The organism is Glutamicibacter halophytocola, from assembly GCF_001302565.1.
GTDB lineage: Bacteria > Actinomycetota > Actinomycetes > Actinomycetales > Micrococcaceae > Glutamicibacter > Glutamicibacter halophytocola.
Window position 1 is genome coordinate 3,191,952 of the sequence record NZ_CP012750.1, and the last position, 25,617, is coordinate 3,217,568.

Annotated in this window: 20 protein-coding genes; 12 read left to right on the plus strand and 8 right to left on the minus strand. The window is 60.8% G+C overall.

Annotation, left to right across the window (positions count from 1 at the left end):
- Nucleotides 1-3 precede the first annotated feature (3 nt).
- On the plus strand, nt 4-441 hold the full coding sequence (locus AOZ07_RS14810) for an SRPBCC family protein (RefSeq protein ID WP_060702678.1): 438 nt from the start codon (nt 4-6) through the stop codon (nt 439-441).
- 72 nt (nt 442-513) lie between these two features.
- Here AOZ07_RS14810 and AOZ07_RS14815 read toward each other — a convergent pair whose 3' ends face one another.
- Entirely contained in the window at nt 514-1,356 is an 843-nt protein-coding gene (locus AOZ07_RS14815) for a GntR family transcriptional regulator (protein WP_060702679.1), read from the minus strand.
- Nucleotides 1,357-1,771: 415 nt separating this feature from the next.
- On the opposite strand from AOZ07_RS14815, the gene AOZ07_RS14820 reads away from it, so the two are divergent.
- The 11 genes from AOZ07_RS14820 (at nt 1,772) to AOZ07_RS14870 (ending at nt 16,281) form a co-directional block, all read left to right on the plus strand.
- On the plus strand, nt 1,772-2,836 hold the full coding sequence (locus tag AOZ07_RS14820; protein WP_207758454.1) for a 2-keto-3-deoxygluconate permease: 1,065 nt from the start codon (nt 1,772-1,774) through the stop codon (nt 2,834-2,836).
- Between the two features lie 60 nt (nt 2,837-2,896).
- Nucleotides 2,897-4,162 (plus strand): RuBisCO large subunit C-terminal-like domain-containing protein, encoded by a 1,266-nt coding sequence (locus tag AOZ07_RS14825; RefSeq protein ID WP_060702681.1) that lies wholly within the window; start codon nt 2,897-2,899, stop codon nt 4,160-4,162.
- Nucleotides 4,163-4,164: 2 nt separating this feature from the next.
- Nucleotides 4,165-5,469, plus strand: a complete 1,305-nt coding sequence (locus AOZ07_RS14830) for a four-carbon acid sugar kinase family protein (RefSeq protein WP_060702682.1) — start codon at nt 4,165-4,167, stop codon at nt 5,467-5,469.
- Nucleotides 5,470-5,510: 41 nt separating this feature from the next.
- A complete protein-coding gene (locus AOZ07_RS14835; RefSeq protein WP_060702683.1) occupies nt 5,511-6,554 on the plus strand; it encodes an alcohol dehydrogenase catalytic domain-containing protein in 1,044 nt (347 codons plus the stop codon).
- Between the two features lie 138 nt (nt 6,555-6,692).
- Nucleotides 6,693-7,397, plus strand: coding sequence for a FadR/GntR family transcriptional regulator (locus AOZ07_RS14840; protein ID WP_060702684.1), 705 nt, complete (start codon nt 6,693-6,695; stop codon nt 7,395-7,397).
- Nucleotides 7,394-8,389 (plus strand): asparaginase, encoded by a 996-nt coding sequence (locus AOZ07_RS14845; protein WP_060702685.1) that lies wholly within the window; start codon nt 7,394-7,396, stop codon nt 8,387-8,389. Before AOZ07_RS14840 ends, AOZ07_RS14845 begins: the two co-directional genes overlap by 4 nt.
- Before the next feature lie 45 nt (nt 8,390-8,434).
- Entirely contained in the window at nt 8,435-9,850 is a 1,416-nt protein-coding gene (locus tag AOZ07_RS14850) for an aspartate ammonia-lyase (protein WP_060702686.1), read from the plus strand.
- A gap of 13 nt (nt 9,851-9,863) precedes the next feature.
- Nucleotides 9,864-11,336, plus strand: coding sequence for an amino acid permease (locus AOZ07_RS14855; protein WP_060702687.1), 1,473 nt, complete (start codon nt 9,864-9,866; stop codon nt 11,334-11,336).
- Nucleotides 11,337-12,106: 770 nt separating this feature from the next.
- Nucleotides 12,107-12,880 carry a DUF2599 domain-containing protein gene (locus tag AOZ07_RS14860; protein ID WP_194943687.1) on the plus strand — a complete coding sequence of 258 codons (774 nt, stop codon included), beginning with the start codon at nt 12,107-12,109 and terminating at the stop codon, nt 12,878-12,880.
- Between the two features lie 8 nt (nt 12,881-12,888).
- Complete coding sequence (locus tag AOZ07_RS14865) at nt 12,889-13,212, plus strand: cell surface protein (protein ID WP_146276406.1); 324 nt, start codon at nt 12,889-12,891, stop codon at nt 13,210-13,212.
- Nucleotides 13,213-14,214: 1,002 nt separating this feature from the next.
- Nucleotides 14,215-16,281, plus strand: coding sequence for a S9 family peptidase (locus tag AOZ07_RS14870; RefSeq protein WP_060702690.1), 2,067 nt, complete (start codon nt 14,215-14,217; stop codon nt 16,279-16,281).
- Nucleotides 16,282-16,312: 31 nt separating this feature from the next.
- Here the strand turns inward: AOZ07_RS14870 and AOZ07_RS14875 are convergent, their stop codons facing one another.
- From AOZ07_RS14875 to pdhA, 7 genes are all read right to left on the minus strand, one after another.
- Nucleotides 16,313-18,889 (minus strand): hypothetical protein, encoded by a 2,577-nt coding sequence (locus AOZ07_RS14875; protein WP_060702691.1) that lies wholly within the window; start codon nt 18,887-18,889, stop codon nt 16,313-16,315.
- Complete coding sequence (locus AOZ07_RS14880) at nt 18,889-20,391, minus strand: hypothetical protein (RefSeq protein WP_060702692.1); 1,503 nt, start codon at nt 20,389-20,391, stop codon at nt 18,889-18,891. Before AOZ07_RS14880 ends, AOZ07_RS14875 begins: the two co-directional genes overlap by 1 nt.
- A 58-nt stretch (nt 20,392-20,449) precedes the next feature.
- Complete coding sequence (locus AOZ07_RS14885; protein WP_060702693.1) at nt 20,450-21,376, minus strand: sigma factor-like helix-turn-helix DNA-binding protein; 927 nt, start codon at nt 21,374-21,376, stop codon at nt 20,450-20,452.
- The gene (locus AOZ07_RS14890; protein ID WP_060702694.1) at nt 21,376-21,816 is read right to left on the minus strand and encodes a carboxymuconolactone decarboxylase family protein; all 441 of its coding nucleotides are present in this window, start codon (nt 21,814-21,816) and stop codon (nt 21,376-21,378) included. The genes AOZ07_RS14885 and AOZ07_RS14890 overlap by 1 nt, the downstream gene beginning before the upstream one ends.
- Before the next feature lie 136 nt (nt 21,817-21,952).
- On the minus strand, nt 21,953-23,368 hold the full coding sequence (locus AOZ07_RS14895; protein WP_060702695.1) for a dihydrolipoamide acetyltransferase family protein: 1,416 nt from the start codon (nt 23,366-23,368) through the stop codon (nt 21,953-21,955).
- A 21-nt stretch (nt 23,369-23,389) separates the two neighbouring features.
- Nucleotides 23,390-24,367 carry an alpha-ketoacid dehydrogenase subunit beta gene (locus AOZ07_RS14900; protein ID WP_060702696.1) on the minus strand — a complete coding sequence of 326 codons (978 nt, stop codon included), beginning with the start codon at nt 24,365-24,367 and terminating at the stop codon, nt 23,390-23,392.
- Entirely contained in the window at nt 24,368-25,510 is a 1,143-nt protein-coding gene (gene pdhA, locus AOZ07_RS14905; protein ID WP_060702697.1) for a pyruvate dehydrogenase (acetyl-transferring) E1 component subunit alpha, read from the minus strand.
- Nucleotides 25,511-25,617 lie beyond the last annotated feature (107 nt).

Consider the following 25,617-nt stretch of genomic DNA (forward strand, 5'->3'; position numbering starts at 1 on the left):
CTGATGGTTGATGTCTCCACCAGCATCGTGATCGACCGGCCGCTGTCCATGGTGGCCGGCTACACGATGAATCCGTTGAACGCACCGGCGTGGTATCGGAATATCCGCTCGGTGCGCCGGCTGGACCAGAACGATTTTGGGGTCGGTTCCCGCACCGCCTTTGAAGCCCGCTTCCTCGGCCGGGACCTCTCTTACACCTACGAAGTCACGTCGATGCTGGAGGACGAGGAACTGGTCATGGCCACCGCCCAGGGCCCGTTTCCCATGCGCACCACTTATCGATTCGAAGCAGTGGGCCCAACGGCAACCCGGGTCCAGCTGCGCAATGATGGACAGCCCGCGGGTTTCAGCAAGCTCGTCGCCCCGCTGATGGAACCCATGATGCGCCGTGCCAATATGGCTGATCTGCGAGCCTTGAAGAAGATCCTGGAAACTCGATAACAAGCCACAAGGGAATGGGTATCGGAGAATTCTCCGATACCCATTCCCCCTGTCTATGGCTTTTGAGGATTGCTACTGGCCGCCCGTTTCGACATCAATCTGCGAAAGTTCCGCTTCCAGCTCACTGGCCAACTGGCGCAACCGGGAGATCCGGCCAGCAGTCATCGATGGCGCCGGGGCAACTTGGGCGTCCACGTCAAAGATGGTATTCGGGCTATGCCAGACATTGAACCATTCAAGCCCCATGCCGCTGGCGTCCCGGGTTACCCCACGAAGCAGAAGCAGCGGTTCGCCCACCGATGCTTGAAGCACTCCGGCCAGCATCCGGTCTGATGCAACTGCTTGGACGCTGCGCGGACCGCCCACCGGCTCGAATCCACGCTCGCGCATCACCGACAGCAGGGAAGCGTTCTCCAGGAGATCAGCGGAGAAATCGCTAAATGCCCCATAGGGAACCCACGTCCGCATGAAAGCTACAGCCACTGAATCCAGGGACCGCACACGCTCGATCTGCCAAGCGTCGGCAACGCCCAAGGCCTTAGCCGCTTCCCTCGGAGGAGTGCAACGCTGAATGGAATGAATGTGGGTGGCCATCCTTTGGCCGCTGGCCGCAGCTTGCTGGTCCAAGCCACCGGCCTGCTGGATATGCCGGCGCAACACAGGTGCGGCCGCAACGACGCTGCCCCTGCCACGTTGCCGATGAATCAGCCCCTCTTCAGCGAGCCCGGCGAGCGCTTGGCGTACCACGCTGCGTGAGACCCCGAAGTTTTTCTGCAGCTCCTCTTCGGTAGGCAACGGCGTGCCGGCGACCAGGCTTTGATCGACGATGTGCTGATGCAGGATGTCCCGGATCTGCGCGTGAAGCGGCTGGCCAGAAGAACGGCTCAGCAAACTCTCCTGCGGCGCGAAGTTCATGCCCCTCCTCGTTTCACTGGCAACCGCCAGTACAGCACCTTGGCCTCATGCCAGATCACTGGCATCTATTTCGTTTCAGTCTAGTCTCCGCCCTCGCACCTTCGGTGTTGGCAAGGGCTCAAGGCGCCGCAACCGCCACCGGAGGATGACTTGGGACATGAGGAAAATATTGTCCAGGTCACAAATTTCGCTTGACTCGGATCACATCCTGGTATTAACTATAACTTGTTGTACGTACAAAAAGTACGGACAACTTGAAGCAAGAGATTCTTTCCTTGTCCTTCTCGCCAACGCCAGCCAGGACAGCCGATGCGGTGGAAAGCTCCAGCGCATCTGAATGACGAATTTCAGCTTCTCCCTAAAGCAAGCCCCCGCGACGAGAGCACAGGGGCAATTCGGCAGAAAGACTAAGCTCATGGCTATTAGCAATCAGAGCAGCAAGCAGGATTGGCTGACAAAGATGTCCGTGATCCCCGGTGCGCTCATGCTCATCCCGCTGTTCCTCGGGGCCACCATCAATACTTTTTTCCCGCAGGTTCTTGAGGTAGGCAGCTTCACCACCGCGCTATTCCGCGACGGCACTGCGGCTCTGTTGGGTCTCTTTTTCTTTTGCCTCGGTTCCCAGCTGGATGTCCGCACCACCGGTCCCACCTTGGAAAAGGGCGTTGCGATTCTCATCGGCAAAGTCGGCATCGGCATCGCCGCCGGACTGGCAGTCGCCTTCTTGGCTCCAGGGGGCTCCCTGTTGGGATTGACTCCTCTGGCCATCATCGCAGCCATGACCAATTCCAACGGCGCGCTCTTCGCCGCGTTGACCGGCCAGTACGGCAACAAGACCGACCGCGCAACGGTGGCTGTCATCGCCCTGAACGACGGTCCCTTCATCACCATGATCGCCTTGGGCACTGCAGGCCTAGCCAGCTTCCCGCTACAGGATCTCATCGGCCTGGTGCTGCCGCTGGCTCTGGGCTTCATCCTTGGAAACCTTTCGCGAACCGCCCGTGAATTCCTGAGCGTCGGCGAGTCCCTGCTCATCCCGTTCCTTGGTTTTGTTGTTGGACGAAGCATTGATTTTTCCACATTGGTCACCAGCGGCATGCAGGGCATCTTGCTGGGCCTGGCCACCGTGCTCATCTCCGGCCCGGCCTCGATGCTGGTGCTCTGGTGCTTCCATGCGCTGCATCGCCGTCCACGTAAAACTCGCAACCTCATTGCCGGCATGGCCGAAGGAACCACCGCAGGAAACGCCATCGCCACACCTGCCGCGTTGGCACTGGCAGATCCGGCCTACCAAGCTATCGAGTCGGTGGCCACCGCACAGATTGCCGCCGCCGTCGTGACCACCTCCATCCTGATCCCCTTTGCGGTAGCACTGGTGGCCAAATGGCAGCAACGACGAGGGGTCTCTCCACAGTGGGAGCTCGAATACTACGAACGGCTCTCCAAGAAAAATCAAGCCCCTGCAGCTGTTTCCAGCTAAGTCTCTTCCCGGGCCGACCCCACGATTTCACTAGAACAACATTTATGTCTGGAGTACCCCATGCGCGACCATCGGATTGTGCGCTGCACCTATTACATCGAATCAAGCATCGAGCCTGAGAAGGCCGCCGCGCTTCTTGCCGGCGAACAATCCAGCGGCACGTTCCTTCCTGTGCCGGGCGAGTCCGAAAGAATTCGCATCCGGCACGCAGCTCACGTGACCAGGATCCAGGAACTCGGGCGTCGCAAGCCATCGCTGCCCTCGCGCACTACCCCTGAGCAGGTGCGCGCGGCCCTGGCCACCGTCGATTTCCCGATGGAGAATATCGGCACCGATCTGGCGACCCTGCAAACCACCGTGGCGGGCAATCTCTTTGAGCTCGGTGAGCTCTATGCCTGCCGCTTGCAGGATATTGAATTGCCAGAGGACTTCATCGCGGCCCATCAGGGGCCCGCATTCGGCATTGCCGGAACCCGCAAGCTCATGGGCGGAGTTGAAGGCGCGATGGTTGGCACCATCATCAAGCCCAACGTCGGCTTGTCGGAAGACGAATTCCGCCTCGTGGTTCGCGAACTCGCGCTGGCTTCCATCGACCTGATCAAGGACGATGAGCTGATGACCGACCCGGCCTACCTTCCTTTGGAGCGCCGAGTAGCCGTGGCCATGGAGGAAATCATTGCTGCCCGGGAAGTCACCGGGCACCACACGATGTATGCCTTCAACATCACCGGAGACCTCGCCGGCCTGCGCCGGCGCCACGACCTGGTGGTCAAGGCTGGCGGTACCTGCGTGATGCTCAATATCCCCGTGATGGGCCTTCCTGCCCTGGCCATGCTGCGCGAATTCAGCGAGGTCGCCATTCATGGACACCGCGCCGGCCTGGCTGCCTCCATGCGCCATCCGGGACTCGGTGTCGACTACAAGGTGTGGCAACAGCTGGCCCGCCTGGCCGGTGCAGACCAGCTGCATGCCAGCGGACTGGGAAGCAAGTTCTACGAAACCGATGAAGAAGTATCGGCCAATATTCGCAGCCTGCTGGCCCCGCTGGGCAGCACCGAAGCGGTAGTGCCGGTGCTCTCTTCAGGGCAGAATGTAGCTACGCCAGCCCCGACCTTCCAGGCCATCGGCTCCACCGACCTGATGATGCTCGCCGGGGGCGGCGTCGCAGCCCACCCCGATGGTCCAGGTGCAGGAGTGCGCAGCCTGCGCCAGGCCTGGGAGGCAGCGGTCAATGGCACCGAGCTGAGACAGGCCGCCGCGGAATACTCCGATAGCGGCGACACCGACTTGTTGCACGCGGTCAAGAAATTCATGAAGGACAGCTGATCATGCCACGCATTGGATTTGTCGCAGACGACCTCACCGGCGCCGCGGATGTGCTCGCCCAGGCCCACGCCAACGGCATCAATGCAGCCCTGGTCATCGGGGATGCGCCGCTGCCCGAAGATGTCCAGGTCCTCGGCGTTGCCGGACCGGCACGCTCCCTGGGCGGCCAGGAATTTGATGCCCTGGTACGCCGCGATGTGGCAAAAATTGCCGGCTGGTCTCCAGAAGTGCTGCTCTACAAGGTGTGCTCCACCTTTGACAGCTCCCCCGCTGTCGGCAGCATCGGGCGCGGCATCGAGTTGCTCCATGAGCGTTTCGAAGGCCATGGCCCGGTGCCGGTTGTGCCGGCCCAGCCCGCTTTCGGACGCTACACCGCTTTCGGCCACCACTTTGCCAGCTACAAGGATCAGGTGTACCGCTTGGACCTGCACCCGGTGATGTCCAAGCATCCGGCAACACCCATGGATGACAGCGGGCTCTCGGCCATCCTGGCCCAGCAGCTCTCCTCCGGCAACGAGCCTGCACTCATCGCGCTTCCCGCCCATGAGACCGGGGACTTTGCCCGGCAGTGGAAAGCCGCACGCCAAACCCCGGGCCACGAGGCCTTCGTCGTCGATGCCTGCACCGAAGCCCATCTGGATGCGGCGGCTGAAGAACTGCTGGCCGAAGGCACCGCGCGGCAACCCGCGGTGGTGGTTGGCTCCGGCGGCATCATGGCCGCGCTGACCCGCAATCCGGGCAGCGCCACCAGCCCTGCAGGCACTACGGTCATCACCCATCCGCAGCTCCCGGTGCTGGCAGTCAGCGCCTCCGCCTCCAGCACTACGGCCCAGCAGATCGCCGAGGCGGCCAGCCATGGCTGGGTGGAAATTCCACTGCCCGCAGAATTGCTGCACGGCTCCGATGAAGCATTGCGCCAGCAGCTGTCGGCACAGGTCGCGCAGGCCCTGCGCAGTGGCCAGCACGTGGTGGTGCATTCCACCAGGGGTTCGGCTGATCCACGATTTGCCGCGTCCGCCGCGGTCGATCCGGGCCATCTCGGTGCCCTGATCGGGGATCTGGCCGCGCAGATGGCCCAAGCGCAGCTCACCCGGGACATCGCGGTGTTCGGCGGCGACACCTCAAGCCACGCACTGATCGCCATGGGTGTCAAGCAGCTTCGCGTGGCGGGGCAATTTGTCACTGCCGGGCCCATTGTGCAATCCCACGGCCCTTCGAGGGTCGCAGGGTGCAACATGCTGCTCAAGGGCGGCCAGGTGGGGCCAATGGACATACTTCAACGCTTTGCCCAGCTCACCGGGCACTAGAAAACAACAGCTCTTCGCATCATTACTGGAAAGGACCAGCCATGCGCGCAATCCTCAAGACCTCCGCCGAACGCGGAGCCACCTTCACCGCCAACGCCGAACACCCCAAGGCCCTGCCCGGTATGGTGGTACTCGAAATCGGCGCCGCATCCCTGTGCGGAACCGACCGCGAGCTCTACGAGTGGACCCCCTCGGCCCAGGCCTTCAACCTGGACCTGCCGGTGGTTCTGGGCCATGAAGGCGCGGGAACCGTGGTGGAAGTCGGCAGTGGAGTCAGCAACCTGAAGGTTGGCGACCGGGTGGCCCTGGAGAGCCACCTGGCCTGCGGCCAGTGCTTCGCCTGCCGTACTTCCAGCGCCCACACCTGTGAAAAGACCAAGATCCTGGGCATGCACTTTAATGGCGTCTTCGCCGAATACACCGCGGTGCCCGCCGGGATCTGCGTGCCGCTGCCAACTGGCCTGTCCCTTGAATCCGGCGCGCTGCTGGAGGCGACCGGCGTGGCCGTGCACGCCATCCAGCGCAGCAACTACGCGGTCGCCGGCGGTTCGGTTCTGGTCAGCGGCGCTGGCCCGGTGGGCTTGGCGGCGATCTACCTGTCGCAGCACCTGGGCGCCTCGCACGTGGTGGCTGTGGACCCCAATCCCTTCCGCCGGGCGCAGGCCGAAAAGCTGGGGGCTGTTGCCTTGGACCCGAGCGATAACGTGGTGGAGCGCTGCCGCGAGCTGGCCGGGCGGCGCGGCGGATTCGATGTGGCCTTTGAATGCTCCGGGGCACCGGGCACCCTGGACACGCTCTTCGAGGCGGTGCGCCGCGAGGCCACTGTGGTGACCGTCGGCCACCCGAGCCGCAGCTCGCAGATCGACGTGGCCGCCTACATCAACAAGAAGGGCATTACGCTGCGCGGGATCTTTGGCCGACGCCTCTGGGAGACCTGGGAGCAGAGCCTGCAGCTGCTGGATTCGGGCCGGGTGGAACTGGACTGGCTGGTCACGCATCGCATGCGCCTGGACCAGGTGGATGAGGCGATCGAGCTGTTGACCGGTGATGCCTGCAAGGTGCTGCTGGTGCCTTCCTTGGGCTAGCCCAAATCAGCGATTCGCTTATCCTCCCAGCTCAGGGGCTTGGTTTGCCATTGGCAGGCCGAGCCCCTGTTTTGCTGTTCAAAATTCCTTGTGGTGAAAACTTGACGTTGGGTGCATCACACCCGCACACTTGTACTCGTGAACCTGTCAGACAGCTGGACACCCGGACAGCAGCCGATCGAGCGACGCTCCGCTGCCGAAGCCGTATTCCACGCACTCCGCCTTGCCATTGAAGCCCAGGAAATCCCGGTCGGGAGCAAGCTGGGCTCCGAAGCGGCCCTCGCCGCCGACTACGGCGTCAGCCGCTCGGTGGTCCGCGAAGCATTGCGCTCCTGTGCAGCGCTGGGGTTGACCCGCACAGAAACCGGGCGCGGCACCTTTGTCATTTCGCACCGACCCACCCGCGAATTGAAGCTGGGCATCTTCTCCTCCGATGACCTGCTCGAAGCCCGCCCGCATATCGAGATTCCGGCCGCCACGCTCGCGGCTACCCGGCGCACCGCCGAGGATCTGGAACGCATCAGCGGGCTGATCGAGCAGATGGACCAGGAAGACGATGCTGCCGCCTGGGTGGAATTGGATGCCGCCTTCCACGCCGCCATCGCCCAAGCCAGCGGCAACTCGGTGTTCACCAAGGTGGTCTCCGATATCCGCGAGGCCATGGCCCGCCAATCCGAAACCGTGAACCTCGTCGCCGGGCGGCGCAGCCCTTCCAGGGACGAGCACCTGGCCATCTACCGGGCCATCCAAGCACAAGATCCCCAGGCCGCCAACCAGGCCATGGGCGATCACCTAGCAGCAGTACAACATGCAGTGTCCACCATCGTCAGGAGCAATAAGTGATCCCCGCCCACCCGCAGTCGCAGACCGACCCGCTGGCCAACCCGGTTTTGCCACAGCACGCGCCATTGGTAGCCGCCACCCGCGGCCACACAGTGGAATCCATCCACTACGGCTCGGCCGTGCTGCTGGATGCGCAGGGGGAAGTGCTCGCCGCCGTAGGCGAGCCACAGGCCGCCTACTACCCCCGCTCGGCGCTCAAGCCGCTGTTCGCCGTGGGCATGCTCCGCGCCGGCCTGCAGCTGGACGACCAGCAGCTGGCCCTGGCCTCTGCCAGCCACTCCGGTGCCCCGATCCACCAGCAAGTAGCCAGCTCCACCCTGGCAGCGGCCAAGCTGGATGAAACCGCGCTGCGCAACTCCACCGACCTGCCCTACGGCGTGGCCGAGCAGCAGGAGTACCTGGCCGCTGGCGGCACCGCCACCCAGCTGGCGCAGAACTGCTCGGGCAAGCACGCGGCCCTGGCCGCGCTGAGCGAGCTGAAGGGCTGGGACACCGCCGACTACCTCCACGACGAGCGCCTGCTGCAGATGCTGCAGGAGACCGTCGAAGAGCTCACCGGCGAGAAGATCAGCGGCGAAAGCACCGATGGCTGCGGCACCCCGGTCTACCTGATCAGCCTCATCGGCCTGGCCCGCGGATTCGCCCGCCTGGCCTCCGCCGAAGCAGGCACCCCCGAGGCCCGGGTGGCCGCAGCGATGTCCAAATACCCGGAACTGGTGGCCGGCGATGGCCGCGATGTCACCGAGCTGATGCGCGCCCTGCCCGGTGCGGTAGCCAAGGACGGCTTCGAGGGCATCCAGGCCGTGGCCTTGCCCGATGGCACCGCCCTGGCCGTGAAAATCGCCGATGGCTCGGATCGCGCGCGCATGCCGATCACCGTCAAGCTCCTGGCCGGGCACCTCGGTGAAGCCGCTCCTGCGGCCCTGGCCGAGCTGGCCAGCTCCCCTGCCATGGGCGGCGGTGCGCCGGTGGGCGTACTGGCTGCCCTCTAGATCCTTCTTTACTCGAACCACTACCTTTTTGGAGATACATCCACCATGTCTGAAACCTTGCTCAGCGGCGAAACGCGTAGCGAGCATGATCTGATTGGCGACCTCGACATCCCCGTGGAAGCCTACTGGGGCGTGCACACCCTGCGCGCAAAAAACAACTTCAACATCACCGGCACCACCCTGGCTGGCAACCCGCACCTGATCCGCGCACTGGCGCGCGTGAAGCAGGCCGCGGCCCGTGCCAACCACGAACTGGGGCTGCTGGATGCGGACCGCGCCCGCGCCATCGACCAGGCCTGCGAGTCCATCGCGCACGGCTCGCTGCACGACCAGTTCATCCTGGATCCGATCCAGGGCGGGGCCGGCACCAGCACCAACATGAACGCCAACGAGGTCATCGCCAACCTGGCGCTGGAAATCCTGGGCCACCAAAAGGGCGAGTACCAGTACCTGCACCCGAACGACCACGTGAACCTGTCGCAGTCCACCAACGACGCGTACCCGACCGCGGTCAACATCGCCACCCACTTCGCGACCCAGCCGCTGCTGTCAGCCATCGAGGTGCTCCAGGGTTCCTGCAATGCCAAGGCCGCTGAATTCCGCACCGTGGTGAAGATGGGCCGCACCCAGCTGCAGGACGCCGTGCCGATGACCGTGGGCCAGGAGTTCCGCGGCTGGGCCGTGACGCTGGGCGAGGACCGGGCCCGCTTGGCCGAGTCGCTGTCGCTGGTCACCGAGATCAACCTCGGCGCCACCGCCATCGGCACCGGCCTGAATGCCCCGGCCGGCTACGCCGAAGCCGCCTGCCGCCACCTGCGCGAGCTGACCGGGCTGCCGCTGACCACCAGCCCGGATCTGATCGAAGCCACCAGTGATGTGGGCGCCTTCGTGCACCTCTCCGGCGTGCTCAAGCGCGTGGCCCTGAAGATTTCGAAGATCTGCAATGACTTGCGCCTGCTCTCCTCCGGTCCGCGGGCGGGGCTGAACGACATCCAGCTGCCTGCCGTGCAGTCCGGTTCCTCGATCATGCCTGGCAAGGTCAACCCGGTGATCCCGGAAGTTGTCAACCAGATCGCCTACCAGGTGGTCGGCCACGATTTGACCGTCACCATGGCGGCCGAAGGCGGCCAGCTGCAGCTGAACGCCTTCGAGCCGGTGATCGCCCACTCCATCGGCCTGTCCCTGAAGCACCTGACCAATGGCTGCTTGACCCTGGCCGAAAAGTGCATCGACGGCATCACCGTTGATGAGCAAGCGCTGCGCCGCGAGGTGGAGAACTCCATCGGCTTGGTGACCGCGCTGAACCCGCGCTTGGGCTACTCCGCCTCCACCTCGGTGGCCCTCGAAGCGCTGCACACCGGACGCGGCGTGGCCGAGCTGGTGCTCGAACGCGGCCTGCTCTCCGCCGATGACCTCAATGAGCTGCTCTCCCCCGAGCGCCTCGCCAACCTCTCCGACTAAAACAAGGATCCCGATGGACAATTCCACCCCGCACGCCACTGCGGCGCACGTGCCTGACGCCGCGCTGACCGTCGGCGACAACGATTACCACAAGGGCCTTTCCTCCCGGCAGATGCAGATGATCGCCATTGGCGGCGCCATCGGCACCGGCCTGTTCATGGGCGCCGGAGGCCGACTGGCTGATGCCGGCCCCGGCATTGTCATCAGTTACGCAGTCTGCGGCTTCTTCGCCTTCCTGATCCTGCGTGCGCTGGGCGAACTGGTCATGCACCGCCCATCCACCGGCTCGTTCGTCTCCTACGCCCGCGAGTTCTACGGCGAGAAGGCCGCTTTCGCCACCGGCTGGCTGTACTGGCTGAACTGGGTGATGACTGCGATTGTGGACATCACCGCGGTGGCCCTGTACATGGGCTTCTTCGGCAAGTACGTCGCCTGGATCGGTTCGGTGCCACAGTGGGTCTGGGCGCTGCTGGCCCTGGCCGTAGTGCTGACCATGAACCTGATCTCGGTCAAGGCCTTTGGCGAGATGGAATTCTGGTTCGCACTGATCAAGGTAATCGCACTGGTCGCCTTCCTGATTATCGGCTGCTACTTCGTCATCTTCGGCACCCCGGTAGAAGGCCACGATGTCGGCTTCTCGCTAATCACCGATAACGGCGGGCTATTGCCCAACGGCTTCATGCCGGTGCTGGTACTCATGCAGGGCGTGGTCTTCTCCTACGCTTCCATCGAGCTGATCGGCACCGCTGCAGGCGAGGCCAAGAACCCTGAAAAGGTCATGCCCAAGGCCATCAACACCGTGATCATCCGCATCGCCGTGTTCTATGTCGGCTCCTTGGTCCTGCTTTCTCTGCTGCTGCCCTACACCGCCTACAGCTCCGGGGAATCGCCCTTCGTGACCTTCTTCGGTTCCATCGGCATCAAGGGCATGGACGTGATCATGAACCTGGTGGTTCTCACCGCTGCGCTATCTTCGCTGAATGCCGGCCTGTACTCCACCGGCCGCATCATGCGCTCGATGTCCCTGAACGGCTCGGCTCCGCGCTTCGCCGGACGCATGAACAAGGCCGGCGTCCCGTACGGCGGCATCGTGATCACCGCTGTGGTGGCCGTGCTCGGTGTTGTCCTGAACGCCATCGTTCCTGCTGCAGCGTTCGAGATCGTGCTGAACTTTGCCGCCATCGGCATCATCGCTTCGTGGGCCATGATCGTGCTGTGCCAGATGGCCTTGGTGAAGTCGGCCAAGCGCGGCGAGCAGGATCGCCCGAGCTTCCGCATGCCTCTGGCGCCGATTTCCGGTTGGGTCACCTTGGCCTTCCTGGTCATGGTGCTGATCATGATGGCCTTTGACAACCCGGTAGGCACCTGGACCATCGCCTCGCTGGTCATCATCATTCCGATGATCATTGGCGGCTGGTACCTGTGCCGCGGCCGTATCAATGAATTGGCCCAGGCTCGCATGAACGCCAAGGCGTCGGTGGACTAACCCTGGAACACTAGAATCGCCTAGTCTCGGAAGCGGCGCGGAAGACAAGACCGATCCTGTCCTCTGCGCCGCTACCGCTTTAAGCAGTCTAGGTAAGCTGAACCAATTATTCCGCTTTTACCTTGTGCCTCAGAATCACAGAATGTGTAACTCAAACCGACCTGATCAATCTGAACAATATGATGGCGCTCATGGCGAATCGGACAAAAGCGAATTGAAGACTGCAGCCCAGATTCTGCAACTGGTCTCAAGATTTCTGGTCTCAAGATTTCGCGTTCACTTCTAATCTGGTATTGACAGTACACACCTCACTGAGACGAGATACCTCAGACACGGTATGCCAATCGACTTCGTTGAACCCTACTTCCTCGTTAGCCTAAAGACCTCTTACTGTCACCTATAACGTCATTACTATCAGCACCCCAAGAGCCAAATAAAAGCCTTACGCCCCGTCGCCATCGTCTAACCCCGTATATTTGCTACTTGTAACAATTTTCGACTTGAAGTCATATTATCTCCGTGATTTAGCAGTTCTGGGATAAACAGATAATTTTAACTCTTTGAAAAGGATGAACCACGTTGGCCGAGTCACTTGTGCCATAGTTGCGACCTTGTTTATGACGTGCATAGTCGCACCACTTTCGCACGCTGAAGAAGTTGACAGCACAAATTCAGCGCTTGCGACCGCTGGGGAAATGGTCACTGACCAAAATTTCGCGGTCACCAAGACTAGCGCTGTATTTGTTGCCGATTCAGAAGAATCCTCTGTAGTGATTACCACCGACCCCGAAAAGCCGGTAGTTTACGAGGATTCCGCGACTACGATGAAGCTTCACGTCAGGCTCCCGAATGCAGATAAGGCATCTCAAGGAAAAAGGTCTGAGCTGGGCGGCGTCACCTTTGACAACTTCGACGACAGCACGAGCACCGTCCTCCCAAAAACCGATGGCTCTCTGCAAATCGCGACCGTCATTGAATCGAGCGAAGCTCCAAACGAGTACGAGTACACAGTTACCAGTAAATCGGGAGGAGAAATGGTACTGGAGCGTGATGGGAGCGTCTCCATTCTTGATGAGAACGGAGAATGGGAAGTTGGAGTCGCGCGCCTATGGGCAAAAGATGCCAACGGCAATGAAATTCCGACAGAATACCGGATTGATGGCGACAAACTGATACAGCACGTTGCTTTTGATAACGACACGGACTTTCCCGTTGTTGCCGATCCTTGGCTGGGATATAACTTGATTAGCAAAACCTCATGGGCCATGGACCTTTGGCAATACAGTCCCACGTTAAAGGTATATCCAACTTCGTTTGGCCGGTACCACGCCGGGCTGGCTGCCAGGTGGGCTGCTTGGTCTGAAACTCTTTCTAAGACGACACGAAAAGGTTGGCCCAACCCGGACACAACTTCGATGAAAAATCAGTTTCTTTGCCATTTCGATGTTGTTCGTCTTCGAGCCCCGAATAAAGAATACTGGGGTCTGGACTCACGACTTCCGAATCGCGGATACTGGGGACACGTGAAGAAGAACTGTAACTAGGAGCAATAATGTCAAGGAACGCAGTGAAAGCCTTCCGAATTCTTTATGCATTGGCATTGACCGGACTGAATGCAGCAGTCATCGCCTTCTACACGCTGTGGCAAATTGCAGATACTGCTGCAATCAATCGAATGGAGACGGGCAGTGGCATGGATGTCGCCCAAATGCTCCCTAACTCCAACCTGATGTGGGCGGCGGCGCATGGATCGCTCATCATGCTGATAATTGTCGACATCATGGCATTCTTCCAAGTCATGACGGCATTTTCTTCTCATGGCAAGGTAGTCTACAACGGAAAATTAGGACCAGCTATTCAAACTACAAAAGTCTAACCTCGCATCTGATCAGGTGTGTTTACTCAACATGAGTAGACACACTTCGGGAGAACGCAGCTCACGGGCAATTACTCGAGGACACAACTACTTGGAGAATTGGTTTGTCCCAGACTTTTCGCCGGTTCACAGACGGGCGATTACTCCGAGAGAAATAGCTCATAATTTGAGAATGCGCTCATCAGCCCAGTTCTTCTGTCGTCAACAACGTAGGTATCACGCTTAGTATCATCCAGCCGCTACAACCGGATGCCACTCAAAGACACCAATTCTGTTCGACGATCATAAATTTACGTCATCAAGTGCGAGTACGGCGCTTTTCGACCGATGGTCCGCAATGCTGAAGACCAGAATCAATATCGCATGACCCATAATTACGCGGGCACCGTACCATAAGTCAGTTCAGTATCCGACAAGACCGGATCTTAAAGAGCAGCCGTGCTGATCTGCTTCCCATGGCAGTCGGTGACAGAGAACGGATCACTAATCAGGCACGTTCCGGCATGAGCGGCATGCTCCCACGGCAATAATGGGATATTTGGTTCCGATGGAAAAATCGCGTGGATTCCACGACCGTCATCGTTTACCTTGCGTTGTGTGTTAACCCAGAAATACCTGCGTATTCCACATGCACAGCAGCCAAGGCGGTACGGCCACCACAGAACTGAGAGACCTCCACGAAAATTTTCTTGGACCACTATACAACCTAGTACTGCTCCGCCGAGAGGCGCATTCCAATCCAATCGATCGTCGAACCGGCCATACCAATCAGTTACGAAATCATCGCTGCGACGATGCCTTGATTTTTCCGGTTTGTCATTCACAGCGAATCATCCGATGCTCTCATAGTCCGCCAACTTACTGAAATTCGTATATCCCCGCGACCTGTATATTTCGCACCCGCCCAATATTTAGGCCCCTCGTAAATGCGCCACAACAAGAGCACTAATTGCGGAGAGTACATCAGTCAATCTCTGGAGTTGAGCTTCAAAGCGTGGCAAGATGAGTGAGGTGGAACACTCTAAGCATTCATTTCATAAATTGGATTCGTACATCTCTATGCCCCGGCTCGGCGGCCTAGCTCTCTCCCCTGATGGAACGCGCCTGGTCACGACCATGAGCACCCTATCCGAGGACGAAACCAGCTACGACAGCGCCTTGTGGGCCATCGATCCCAAAGGCCAAGCCCCGGCGCGCAGGCTCACCTTCGGAGAACAGGGCGAATCGCAGCCCCAGTTCACCGCCAGTGGCGATCTGCTTTTCGTGGCCAAGCGCTCCAGCAAGGACGACGCCAAGCCCGAAGGCTGGTTGCTCCCGTCCGAAGGCGGTGAAGCCCGCCCGGTCATCTCCCACCCGGCCGGCGTCCAGTCTCTGCAGGCCTGCGAGCAATCCCCGCAAACCATCGTCCTGCGCACCAGCGCACATAGCCGCGTCAAGGACCTTGAAGCCGAAGAGAAACTGCGCACGGCCCGCAAGGACAAGAAGGTCTCTGCGATTTTGCACACCGGTTATCCGGTGCGCTACTGGGACCATGACCTCGGCCCATCCACCCCGCACCTCTACACCGGCACACTTCCAGAGAATCAGGATTCTGCCCGTACCGAGCTCACGGATCTAACCCCGGGCATCGGCGCGAACCTCCAGGAGGCCGCCTTTGATGTGGCACCCAATGGCGAATTCCTGATCACCGAGTGGCAGGTGAACGAAGGACGGGCCTCCCTGGCCCCGGGCCTCATGCGCATCGACATGCACAGCGGCGCCCAGGATCTGCTCCTGGCCCCAGATGACACTTTTGAGTACACGCTGGGCAAGATCAGCCCAGATTCCAAAGAGCTGGTCTACGCTCGCTGGCACCGCTCAACAGCAGATACTGCACCGGTCTTCGAACTGTGGCTGATGCACTTGGCCGATGGATCCACCCACCAGATTGCTGCCGGTTGGGACCGTTGGGTCAATGACATTCAATGGGTTCCCAATGGGCGTTCGATGCTGCTGATCGCGGACGACAACGGGCACAGCCCGATCTTCCACCTGAGCCTGTACAACGACAAGATCACCCGGCTGACCGACGAAGGCAGCTTCACAGACGTGGCCATCAGTCGTGATTCCCGCACCGCCTACGCGCTGCGTTCCAGCTACCTGTACCCTGCCGAGCCGGTAGCGGTGGACCTGACCCATGTCCACGAGCTTGAAGCCGGCGACTTCGCCGATCTGACCCAGTTGCTCTCCCCTGCGCCCCGCCCGCAGCTTCCTGGAACACTGGCTGAGGTCACCACCACCGCGGAAGACGGTTCCACGGTGCGCGCCTGGCTGGCGTTGCCAGAGTCGGCATCGGCGCAGAACAAGGCACCGCTGCTGCTGTGGATCCATGGCGGGCCGCTGGGCTCGTGGAACGCATGGAGCTGGCGCTGGAGCCCCTGGCTGTTGGTGGCCCAGGGCTACGCAGTATTGCTGCCCGACCCTGCCCTGTCCACCGGCTACGGCCAGGAATTCATCCAGCGCGGCTGGGGACGCTGGGGCCAGGAACCATTCACGGACCTGATGGCCATCACCGATGCGGCCGAGGCCCGTGACGACATCGACGAAGCCCGCACGGCAGCGATGGGTGGTTCCTTTGGCGGCTACATGGCCAACTGGGTGGCCGGACATACCGACCGCTTCAAGGCCATCGTCACCCACGCAAGCTTGTGGGCACTGGAGGGCTTCGGCAAAACCACCGATGCGGCCTTCTACTGGACCCGCGAGATGAGCCCGGAAATGCGCGAGCTGAATTCTCCGCATCATTCGGTAGGCAATATTGTCACGCCGATGCTGGTGATCCACGGCGACAAGGATTACCGAGTGCCCATCGGCGAAGGACTTCGCTTGTGGTACGAGTTGCTGGCAGATTCCGGTTTGCCGCAAAAGGAAGACGGCAGCACCGAGCACCAGTTCCTGTACTTCCCGGATGAGAACCACTGGATCCTCTCCCCGCAGCACGCCAAGATCTGGTACGAAGTCGTCACCGAATTCCTGTCCCAGAAGGTCTTGGACAACGCGCCTGGCGAACTGCCCGAGCTCCTGGGCTAGCCACATCACGCACCGGCTGCCGGGGTAGCGCTTACTGCTGCCCCGGCAATACCACCGGCTGCGGCGCATCCCCGCCGGCCCCGCGGCTGGCCAGAACCAGGTCGCGGGCACGCTTGGCCACGTCTGCATCGCGTTCATCGAGCAGGGCGACCAGGCGTTGCAAATGATCAGCCCGTGCGGCATAACCCGAGCCAAGACGCTCGGACAGGCTCATGGTGGACAGTTCCTCGGCTTCGCGCCAAGCCATCATCAGCGCGCGTTCGAAGAGACGCTGCCCCGCTTCATCAGCATGCCCCGACTCCGAGGCACCCAAAACAGCTACGGCGTTGATCTGCGAATCGTCCAGGCCCAGGGCCAAGCGCTCCAACCGCCGCCGTGCCTGTTGCAGCGAGCGCGAACCGCGGGAGAACCGGTTGAAGCGCGAGGTGGCACCCAACAGGTACTGAACCAGTTGGATCAGGTTGAGCACCGTGAAGAAGAACATGAACGTGAGGATCCAGAACAACAACGTCGCGTTGTAGTCAGGTTCTTCATATCCAGCGCGTTTGAGCACCGTCGCGAAGTCCTCGGCCGCATGGGCCACTTCCATCGACGGGTATCGGGATTCATAGATGCTTCCGTACTCCCAACCGCTAGTTGATCCCCACGAGGCAGTCCCGCTGATGACAGCACCTGATATCAGGCCGGGCATGATCCCCTTGCCTTCGTCGGTGATCAGCAACGGAATAATTGTCAGGTTTTCGGGCAGTTCCTGGCTTACTGGATCCATCCGATCCTTGTATTCGTTCTTGATCCTCCAAATGGCCTGCCGCACGCTTTGAGGCGTTGACTCGCGATATTCCGAGCCATCCCTGTTGTGCAGCTCCAGATAGGATTCCGCGTCGCGAACGGCTACCAACAGGTGCTGTTCTACCTCGAAGTCTTCTTCCATGTACCGGCGGATCTCGGCCTCGTCAATCAAACCGGCCTTGTCATCGAATTCCAAGAACATGCCTTGGCCCGACCCATCGTAGGTTGCCTGCGGTTTTTTGGTCACCGAGTACACGATGCTTCCCGCAGCAATGAGGCTGGCGCATAGCAGCACCGCGAGCAAGCCAATGATTTTGGCCCGGCCAAGTTTCCCGGGTTCATCTTTGCCATGGGGCCGTGCCTGAGCCAGCTTGGCCAGCAGCCGCGCTGGCAAGGAGGCCTGTTGCGCGTTCGGCTTCTGCTTCTGGTCGGCGCTGAGCGTATCGCCGAGAATTGAACGAGCCACGCTGTTGGCGACATGCAGCTGATGCAGGGCGCCGTGCTGCGAGACGGGTGCCAAGCCCAAGGTCGAGCGCAGCTGGTTATGCTCCGCGCCCACTTCCGGGATGGGCGGCCGCTTCCCATGTGGGTAGCGGCGCAGCTGCCGGATCAGCCGATGGGCAATACGTGAAAGCTGTTCTTCGGCGGCAGACCACGCCTGTACCGCATCGAGCTGCTCGATATCGCCTTGGGCGGCATCGAGAAGTGTACCCAAAGCCTCGCGAAGTGCTGCCAGATCCGCGCCGGCAACCATCTTTCCCGGTGCGCCTTCGAGGCGAATCAGCAGCGCTGTCGCCGCATCGTTGATCGGACTGCTCAGCTTGTCGAAAGTGGAACCGGTACCGGCCAGGCGCGCATGCACCGATCCGGCACCCATGAGGCTGTCAGCCAAGCCGGTCAGCTTGCGCGTGGTGGCTTCAAAGGCCGCAAGCTTCTCGCCGGTTTCCTTGCCCAGGCATTGCTCGCGGTCAAAGAGTGCACCGACCAATGGGTCCTCATTGCGGGCGGCATTCAGCGACAGCTTCTGCAGCTGCATCCATGCTGAGGTGAAACCTTCGGGACGCCTCGAGGCCTCGGTGGCGGCGTATGTGGCCTCCAATGCTTCCAAGTCCAGTACCACGCGGGCCAGCTTGCGCTGGGCCACCGCCAGGCGACGGTGCCTCGATTCCCACCGGGAACGGAAGCGCAACGCAGGAACAAGAAACGCCGCCGTGAGCATGGCACTAAGTCCGACCACGGAGAACCAGAAAATGACCGAGCTCGTCGCCGATCTATCCAGCACCACCGACGCGGTATGCGCGGCGGCGACCACTGCCTTGGATCCATGGCCTACGGAAACATTCTTGGTGAAGGCCTTCTCGATGTCGTAGCTCAAGTCGGTATGCGCATCATCGCTGCCAGCAAGATTCCTGGCCAGCGCTACTCCGCTAAAGCGTTCCTCGACATCCGTATCCTTGGTTTCAAAGTTATCCAGCTTGGAAGAGATGATGATCTGGTTATCTGGAATCTCGCCGCGCAGCTTTTCGTCACCGGTCAGCCAACGGTCCACCAGGATCAGGGTCAGCGGTTGCGAAGAACGCACTGGGTGCGCAGCCAGTTCCGCATCGACGTGTTCCTGGGTGATATTGAAATCTTGTTTTCCCTTGATCTGGACGGTGACTTCATAGGGCAGCGGCACGCTGGCGGCGTGCACTGCGAACCCGGCGCGAACCCCCAGCAAGGTGGTCACCAGAGCAAGAAAAATCGCTGCAAAAGCCGTCCAATGATAGGGACGGCGCAAGCGTCGGCCCATCGAATCGTGCATCAATCGTGCGGCCATCAGTGCTTCCCGCCATCCTGCCAGAAGGTCCTGAGCACCGAAATCGGATCGTTGGTTTTGGCTGCCGAGCTGGGCAGGAAGGAGCGCATTTGCTCAACCAGCTTTGCCTCGGCCTTCACCTGGGCTGCTTCTGCTTGAGCCAAGGCACCATCCATCAATGAATCCAGTTCGTCGCGCAGCACCCACAGGTCTTCCAGCAATTCGGCGGCCTGCTGCACGGTGGGCTTGGACTTTGCTCGTTCGTGGAACTGGTCGAGTGCATCGGTGTGGGTGACAATTGCCGTGCGAACCTGCGGGGCAATATCCAATTGGGCGGCCCCGTCGCCGTCGAGGAACCGCACCAACAGCTCCAGCCCGCCTCGGTGCTGTTCAATGATCTGGTTCCACGACTTCACAGAGCTGCTGGCCGGTCCCTGCAGGCTGCGAGCTAGCTCAACTGCCCGGCGCAACAGGGAAAGGTGTTCGGACTGCTGTTCAAGTTGCTGTGCCTGGGCTTCAGAAATTCCAGCACCAGCGCTGGTGTCGACGAGGCTGGTTGTGTGTGAATCATGGCTGGCAAGGGCCTGCTCTCGCTGCACCTGGATTTCGTGCAAGGTCAGGGCGCTGCGATTTCCTGGCTGCACGTCAAAACGCGTGGCCGGAATGCGCCGAAGCGCATTAAGATCCTGCTGAATAGAGGATTCCCAGCGTTCGGCCTGTTTGGTTCGCTTTTGGGCAGCCGCTTGCAGCAAATTGCGGCGCTTCTTGCGCAACCCGAAGGACACGAGCACGGCAACGATGAGAGCCAGCACTCCGAAGACGATCGACAAGGCGATCTTCTGATCCAGCGGGGCACGAAGGTTTTCAGTGGCAGACATCGCGACAGCGCTGATTCCATCGGTGTAGTCGCCAGCTTCAAAGTCCGCCTTGCCAGCTTCCAGGATCTTGTCTTGGCTGCCTGGTTCGGTTTCCCTGACGTTGCGCCCGGGATCAACAAAAACCTCGACTTCCCCATCGGCCGATTCCGGAAGCATCACGCCCACCGCAATCCAGCCCTCGCCTACGTAGCCTTTGGTTTTTCCGTTCTCCAGCCAGTCATCGCTGAGCGCGTCGCTGTCCCCGAACATCAGCATGCCACGGACGAGTTGGCTCGCGCCCTTGAGGTTATTGGGCTTTTTATCTACACCGAGAAGAATCTTGGCGTTTTGCCCATCCACTGCCTCACGGACTGCGTCCATGATTTTTTGTGAATCGATGTCATCGATCGCTGCATCCGTCACGGCCAGGTAGAACTTGCCTTCTTGGGCAGTGACCGAGGGGATCAAGATGGTGTCTTTGTCGTCTGACTCGCTGCTTGGCGACGACGACGGGTATACCGGTTCAGAAGAATCAGTGGAAGCTGCCCAGACGGCGCCCTGCACCGGAGCACTGACCGTGCCAATGCCCAGGGTGCCCGCCATGGCCACCGCACTGGCCAGCAAAACAGTGTAGCGAAGTGGTCGTCCACGGCTGAAGCGAGTCATGAAATCTACTGTATCAACAGTGCGTTGACTAACTATTGCGGTTCGCCTCGGGGTACTCCTAGGTTTGCAACTCAGTCCAGTTGCGCCCGGCCCTGCCTAATTTATCGGGGTTCGAAACTTGCATGATGCGCTGGATGGATCCCGAGACAACATCAATGACCAACACGTCTTCCCTGCCCTCCATGGCGAACAGCAAAGCCGGCTCGCCATTGATGTGGCCGGTGCAGATACGGCGCCCAGGGTTCTTTCGATCCACCCCAATCATGAATCGAGCGATCTTTTGCGCGCCATAGACCGGATTAAGCGCGGCACGCACCTTCCCGCCGCCGTCGGAGTAGAGCACCGCGTCCTGGGCCAGCAACCTGACCAGCCCGTTGATGTCGGCACGATGGATGGCTTGTACGATCTCGGTCAGGAGAGACGCGACACGGGAGACTTCAAGTTGCGGGGCTTGGGCTTGGCCGAGCTTCTTGGCGGCGCGGCTGAGCAATTGCCTCACTGCTGCCGGCGAGGTTTCCAAGACCGGGGCGATTTCGGCAGCGGTATATCCCAGGGCATGGTGAAGCACGTAGGCAGCCCGGGACTGGGCTGAGAGCTCCTCGAGCAGAAACAGGACGCCGAGCCGCAGCATCGAATCGTTGATCGCGGCCTCTTCGGGCAGCGCATTCTGGTCGATCGGCTCGGGAAGCCAGGAGCCGACATAGTCGGTGCGCTGATGCTGGGCCGAGCGCAGCACATCAATGGATCGGCGAGTCGTCAGCGTGGTGAGGAACCCTGGCCAGTTCTCCACTGCGGCGACCTGATGGGGCTCAAGCTTGAAAACCTGTTCACCGACTGCGGCAACCACGTCTTCCGCTTGAGCCCACACGCCGAGCATGTTGTAGGCCAGCATCGTCAGCCGGGGCTTGGCCTCTTGCCATTGCTCCAGCGCCATGCGGGCATCGCGTTGTTCCACGCGCCCGATCGTATCAGCAGGTCCTGCCATTAACCGCGTACTGGTGGTTCGAGCTGAGTGGTGATGGCGATGCGGTTCCAAACGTTGATCGTGGCAATGGCCAAGATCAGGTTTCCGATTTCTTCTTCGCTGAATTCTTCGGCCGCGTCGTTGAATACCTCGTCGCTCACACCGTGCATTGCATCCAGTCGAGTGACCTCGTCGGTCAATCGCAGGGCAGCACGCTCTGCGTCGTTGAATAGAGGCGAATCGTTATACGCGGCCACGGCGAAGAGCTTGGCTGCAGGAATGCCCATGTTCATCGCATCATGCGAGTGCATGTCCGTGCAGAAAGAACAGCCATTGAGGATTGATGCACGGAGCTTGACCAGTTCATAGAGTTCCTTGGGCACCGCGGAACTGGCATAGGATTCCAGTCCCAAGACAGCTGCGTAGCCCTTCTTGTGGGTCTTGCTCAAGTTCATGCGCATGGCATTGCTCCCGTTCTTTCGGCGTTCACGGCAATTTTTATGCCCTCAATAGATACGTCGTTTCAGGAGCTTTAACTGTGACACCCCCGGGGAAAAACTTTTCAAAGTTTTTCCCCGGGGGTGCCAGTGCGGTTTGCTAGTCGAGCAGCATTGCCGGTTCCTGCAGGATGGAAGCAACGTCAGCCATGAAGCGGGCCGAAAGGTCGCCATCGACTACGCGGTGGTCGAAAGACCCACCCAGTGTGGTGATCCAGCGCGGAACCACCTCGCCGTCTACAACCCATGGCTTCTGGCGGATGGTGCCGAAGGCAACGATGGCCACCTCGCCCGGGTTGATGATCGGGGTGCCGGTATCAATGCCCAGCGCGCCGATGTTGGTGATGCTCAGCGAGCCGTCGCGCATATCCTCTGGACGAGTCTTGCCAGCACGGGCCGTGGTGGCCAACTCGTTCAGGGCAATGGCCAGTTCCTTCATGTTCAGGTTCTGGGCGTCCTTGATATTCGGGACCAGCAGGCCACGCGGGGTGGCTGCGGCGATGCCCAGGTTCATGAATCGCTTCTGGTGGATTTCGGCCCCGTTTGGCGTTTCCACCCAGCTGGCGTTCACCGACGGGTTTCGTGCCGCGGCCCAGATGACTGCACGAGCCAGCACCAGCAGCGGCGAAACCTTGATGCCTTCGAAGTCTCGGGACTTCTTCAGGCGCTGCACGTATTCCATGGTGCGGCTGGCATCCACGTCAACGAAGATCGAGACATGCGGTGCGGTGAAGGCCGAATCGACCATGGCCTTGGCCGTGGCCTTGCGGACGCCGCGCACCGGAGTGCGCTCGACCCGGGCGTCGGCCAGCTGGCCGTGCGCCCAGTAGGTTGGCGCTGCCGCATGCTCGGCCTCGCGCTGGGCCTGGTAGCTGTTCACATCTTCGCGAGTAATCTCGCCCTGGGTACCGGTGCCGACAACATCATTGATATCGATGCCCAGTTCCTTGGCCAGGCGACGCACCGGGGGCTTGGCCAGCACGCGGTCGACAAAGCTCGCCACCGCAGGCTTGCGGCGGTCCACTTCTTCGCGTACGACGCTGCCCAGCGACTGGGCACGTCGGGAGATGGTATCCGCCAGTGCCGAACCGGAAGTGCGCACCGCTGCGGCACGGGTGCCTGCGGCCGAGGGGGCCGGACGGCTGGTGCGCTGGCGGCGTACCGACGAGTCCGCGGTGGGCCCGGAGCCGACCAGCGGGCCAGGTTCTTCCGAAGCCTGCGGGGTTGCAGTGTTCAGTGCTTCCGCCGGTTCTGGCACACCGGTTGGAGGTGCGGCGTTGCCGTCCTGGTCGATGCTGATCAGCGGGTGATCCACCAAGACGGTGTCGCCTTCGGCGGCATGCAGCGCGGTGACGACACCTGCGAAAGGGCACGGCAGCTCAACGAGCGACTTTGCGGTTTCGATCTCGACGAAGATCTGGTTGACCTCGACGGTATCGCCCACCTTGACTTTCCACGAGGCGATATCTGCTTCGGTCAGGCCTTCGCCCACATCGGGGAGGTTAAAAACTGTCATTTCTACTCCTTGGGTCCCGCTTTAGTAAGCGAATGACCGGTCGAGGGCTTCGAGCAACTTGTCGATGTCAGGCAGGTACTGCGACTCGACCTTGGATACCGGGTAGGGCATGTGGAATCCGCCGACGCGCAGCACCGGTGCTTCCAGGGAAAGGAAGGCGCGCTCGGTGATCCGGGCTGCGATTTCGCCGCCGATGCCACCGAAGGTCGGGGCTTCGTGGGTGACGATCAGCCGTCCGGTCTTCTGCACCGATTCGGTGATGGTGTCGAAGTCGATTGGAGAAATCGACCGCAAGTCGATCACCTCGATGCTTCGGCCATCTTCCAACGCCGCATCTGCGGTGGCCAGGGCAATAGGAACCAGGGGCCCGTAGGCCACGATGGTTGCATCAGTGCCGGGGCGAACCACCTGTGCTTTGAAGGCGTCCAAGGCCGGCGTTTCGGTATCCACCTCGCCCTTGAGCCAGTAGCGGCGCTTTGGCTCGAAGAAGATCACCGGGTCCTGGCAGGCTGCTGCCTGCTGGATCATCCAATAGGCGTCATGGGCGTTGGACGGGGTGATAATGCGCAGACCTGCGGTGTGGGCAAAGAGCGCTTCCGGGGATTCGGAGTGGTGCTCGATGGAGCCGATGCCGCCGCCGTAGGGGATGCGGATGACCACTGGGGCGGTCAGGCGTCCTTCTGAGCGGGCATGCATTTTGGCCAGCTGGGTGGTGATCTGGCTGAAGGCCGGGAAGACGAATCCATCAAATTGGATCTCCACCAGCGGGTTGAAGCCCCGCAGGGCCATGCCCACGGCGGTGCCGACGATGCCGGCCTCTCCCAATGGCGAGTCGATGACCCGGTGGGTTCCGTACTTGTCGATCAGCCCATCGGTGATGCGGTAGACGCCACCGAGGCGTCCGATGTCTTCGCCCATGAGCAAAGCTTTGTCATCGGATTCCAGGATCTTGTCCAGGCCAGTGGTGATGGCCTTGGCCAGGGTCATTGTGGTGGTCATTTACTGCTCTCCCTCGGCCGCATCTGCGAATCCGGCTTCATATTCCAGGTGCCACGCCAGTTCTTCCTTGATCAACGGGTGCGCTTCCGCGTACACCTGCTCAAAGGACTTCGCCAATGGCGGGACAGGGAATGCCATGGCGTCCTCGCGGACCTTGGCGGCCATCGCGTCAGCATCTTCAGCGAGCTGTTCAAAGAATGCGTCATCAACCAGGTTGTTGTCGCGCAGGTAGGTTTCCAGGCGGATCAGCGGATCCTTCGGCGCCCACTGCTTCTCTTCTTCGCTCATGCGGTACTTGGTGGGATCATCCGCGGTGGTGTGCGCGCCCAGGCGGTAGGTCACAGCTTCAATAAGCACCGGTCCCTTGCCGCTGCGGGCGTACTCCAGGGCCCAGCGGGTCACAGCGAGCACTGCCAAGACGTCATTGCCGTCTACGCGGACGCCGGGCATGCCGTAGCCGGCCGCGCGGTTTACCAGGGGAACCTTGGACTGCACTTCGAAGGGAACCGAGATGGCCCACTGGTTGTTCTGGCAGAAATACACCACTGGCGCGTCGAAGGAACTGGCGAACACCATCGACTCGTGGGTTTCGCCTTCCGTCGATGACCCGTCACCGAAGTAGGCCACGACGGCGTTGCCCTCGGCTGCGCGCCGTTCTTCGTCCCAGCCCTGCTGTTCCATGTTCAAGGCCATGGCGTATCCGGCCGCATGAGGCATCTGCGCGGCAAGAACCATGGTGTACATGTGGAAGTTATTTTCCCGAGGGTCCCACCCTCCACCGGAAATACCGCGGAAGAGGCGAAGCATCTCCGAGAAAGACACGTCGCGAGTCAGGGCGACTCCGTGCTCTCGATAGGTCGGAAAGATGTAGTCGTTCGGACGGGTAGCACGGCCCGAGCCGATCTGCGCGGCTTCCTGGCCACGCAGTGGAACCCAGAGGCACAACTGGCCCTGACGCTGCAGTGCTGTGGCTTCCTGGTCGAACCGGCGGGTCAATGCCATGTCCCGGTAGAAACCGCGGAGCATTTGATCGTCAACGTCACCCAGATACGCATCGTACGTTTCGTGGGAGTGACGCTGGCCGTCCGGGGTCAAGATCTGAATCAGATCCGTCTCCGTCGCCTCAGTCGCAGCACGCGTCATATATCTTCCTTTGATCTTAAATATGCCCCACACGGAATACATTCCGCATGGGACATATACGGCTTGTCTAACTCCTAAGCCTATAGCCATTGACTGCTAAAACGCGA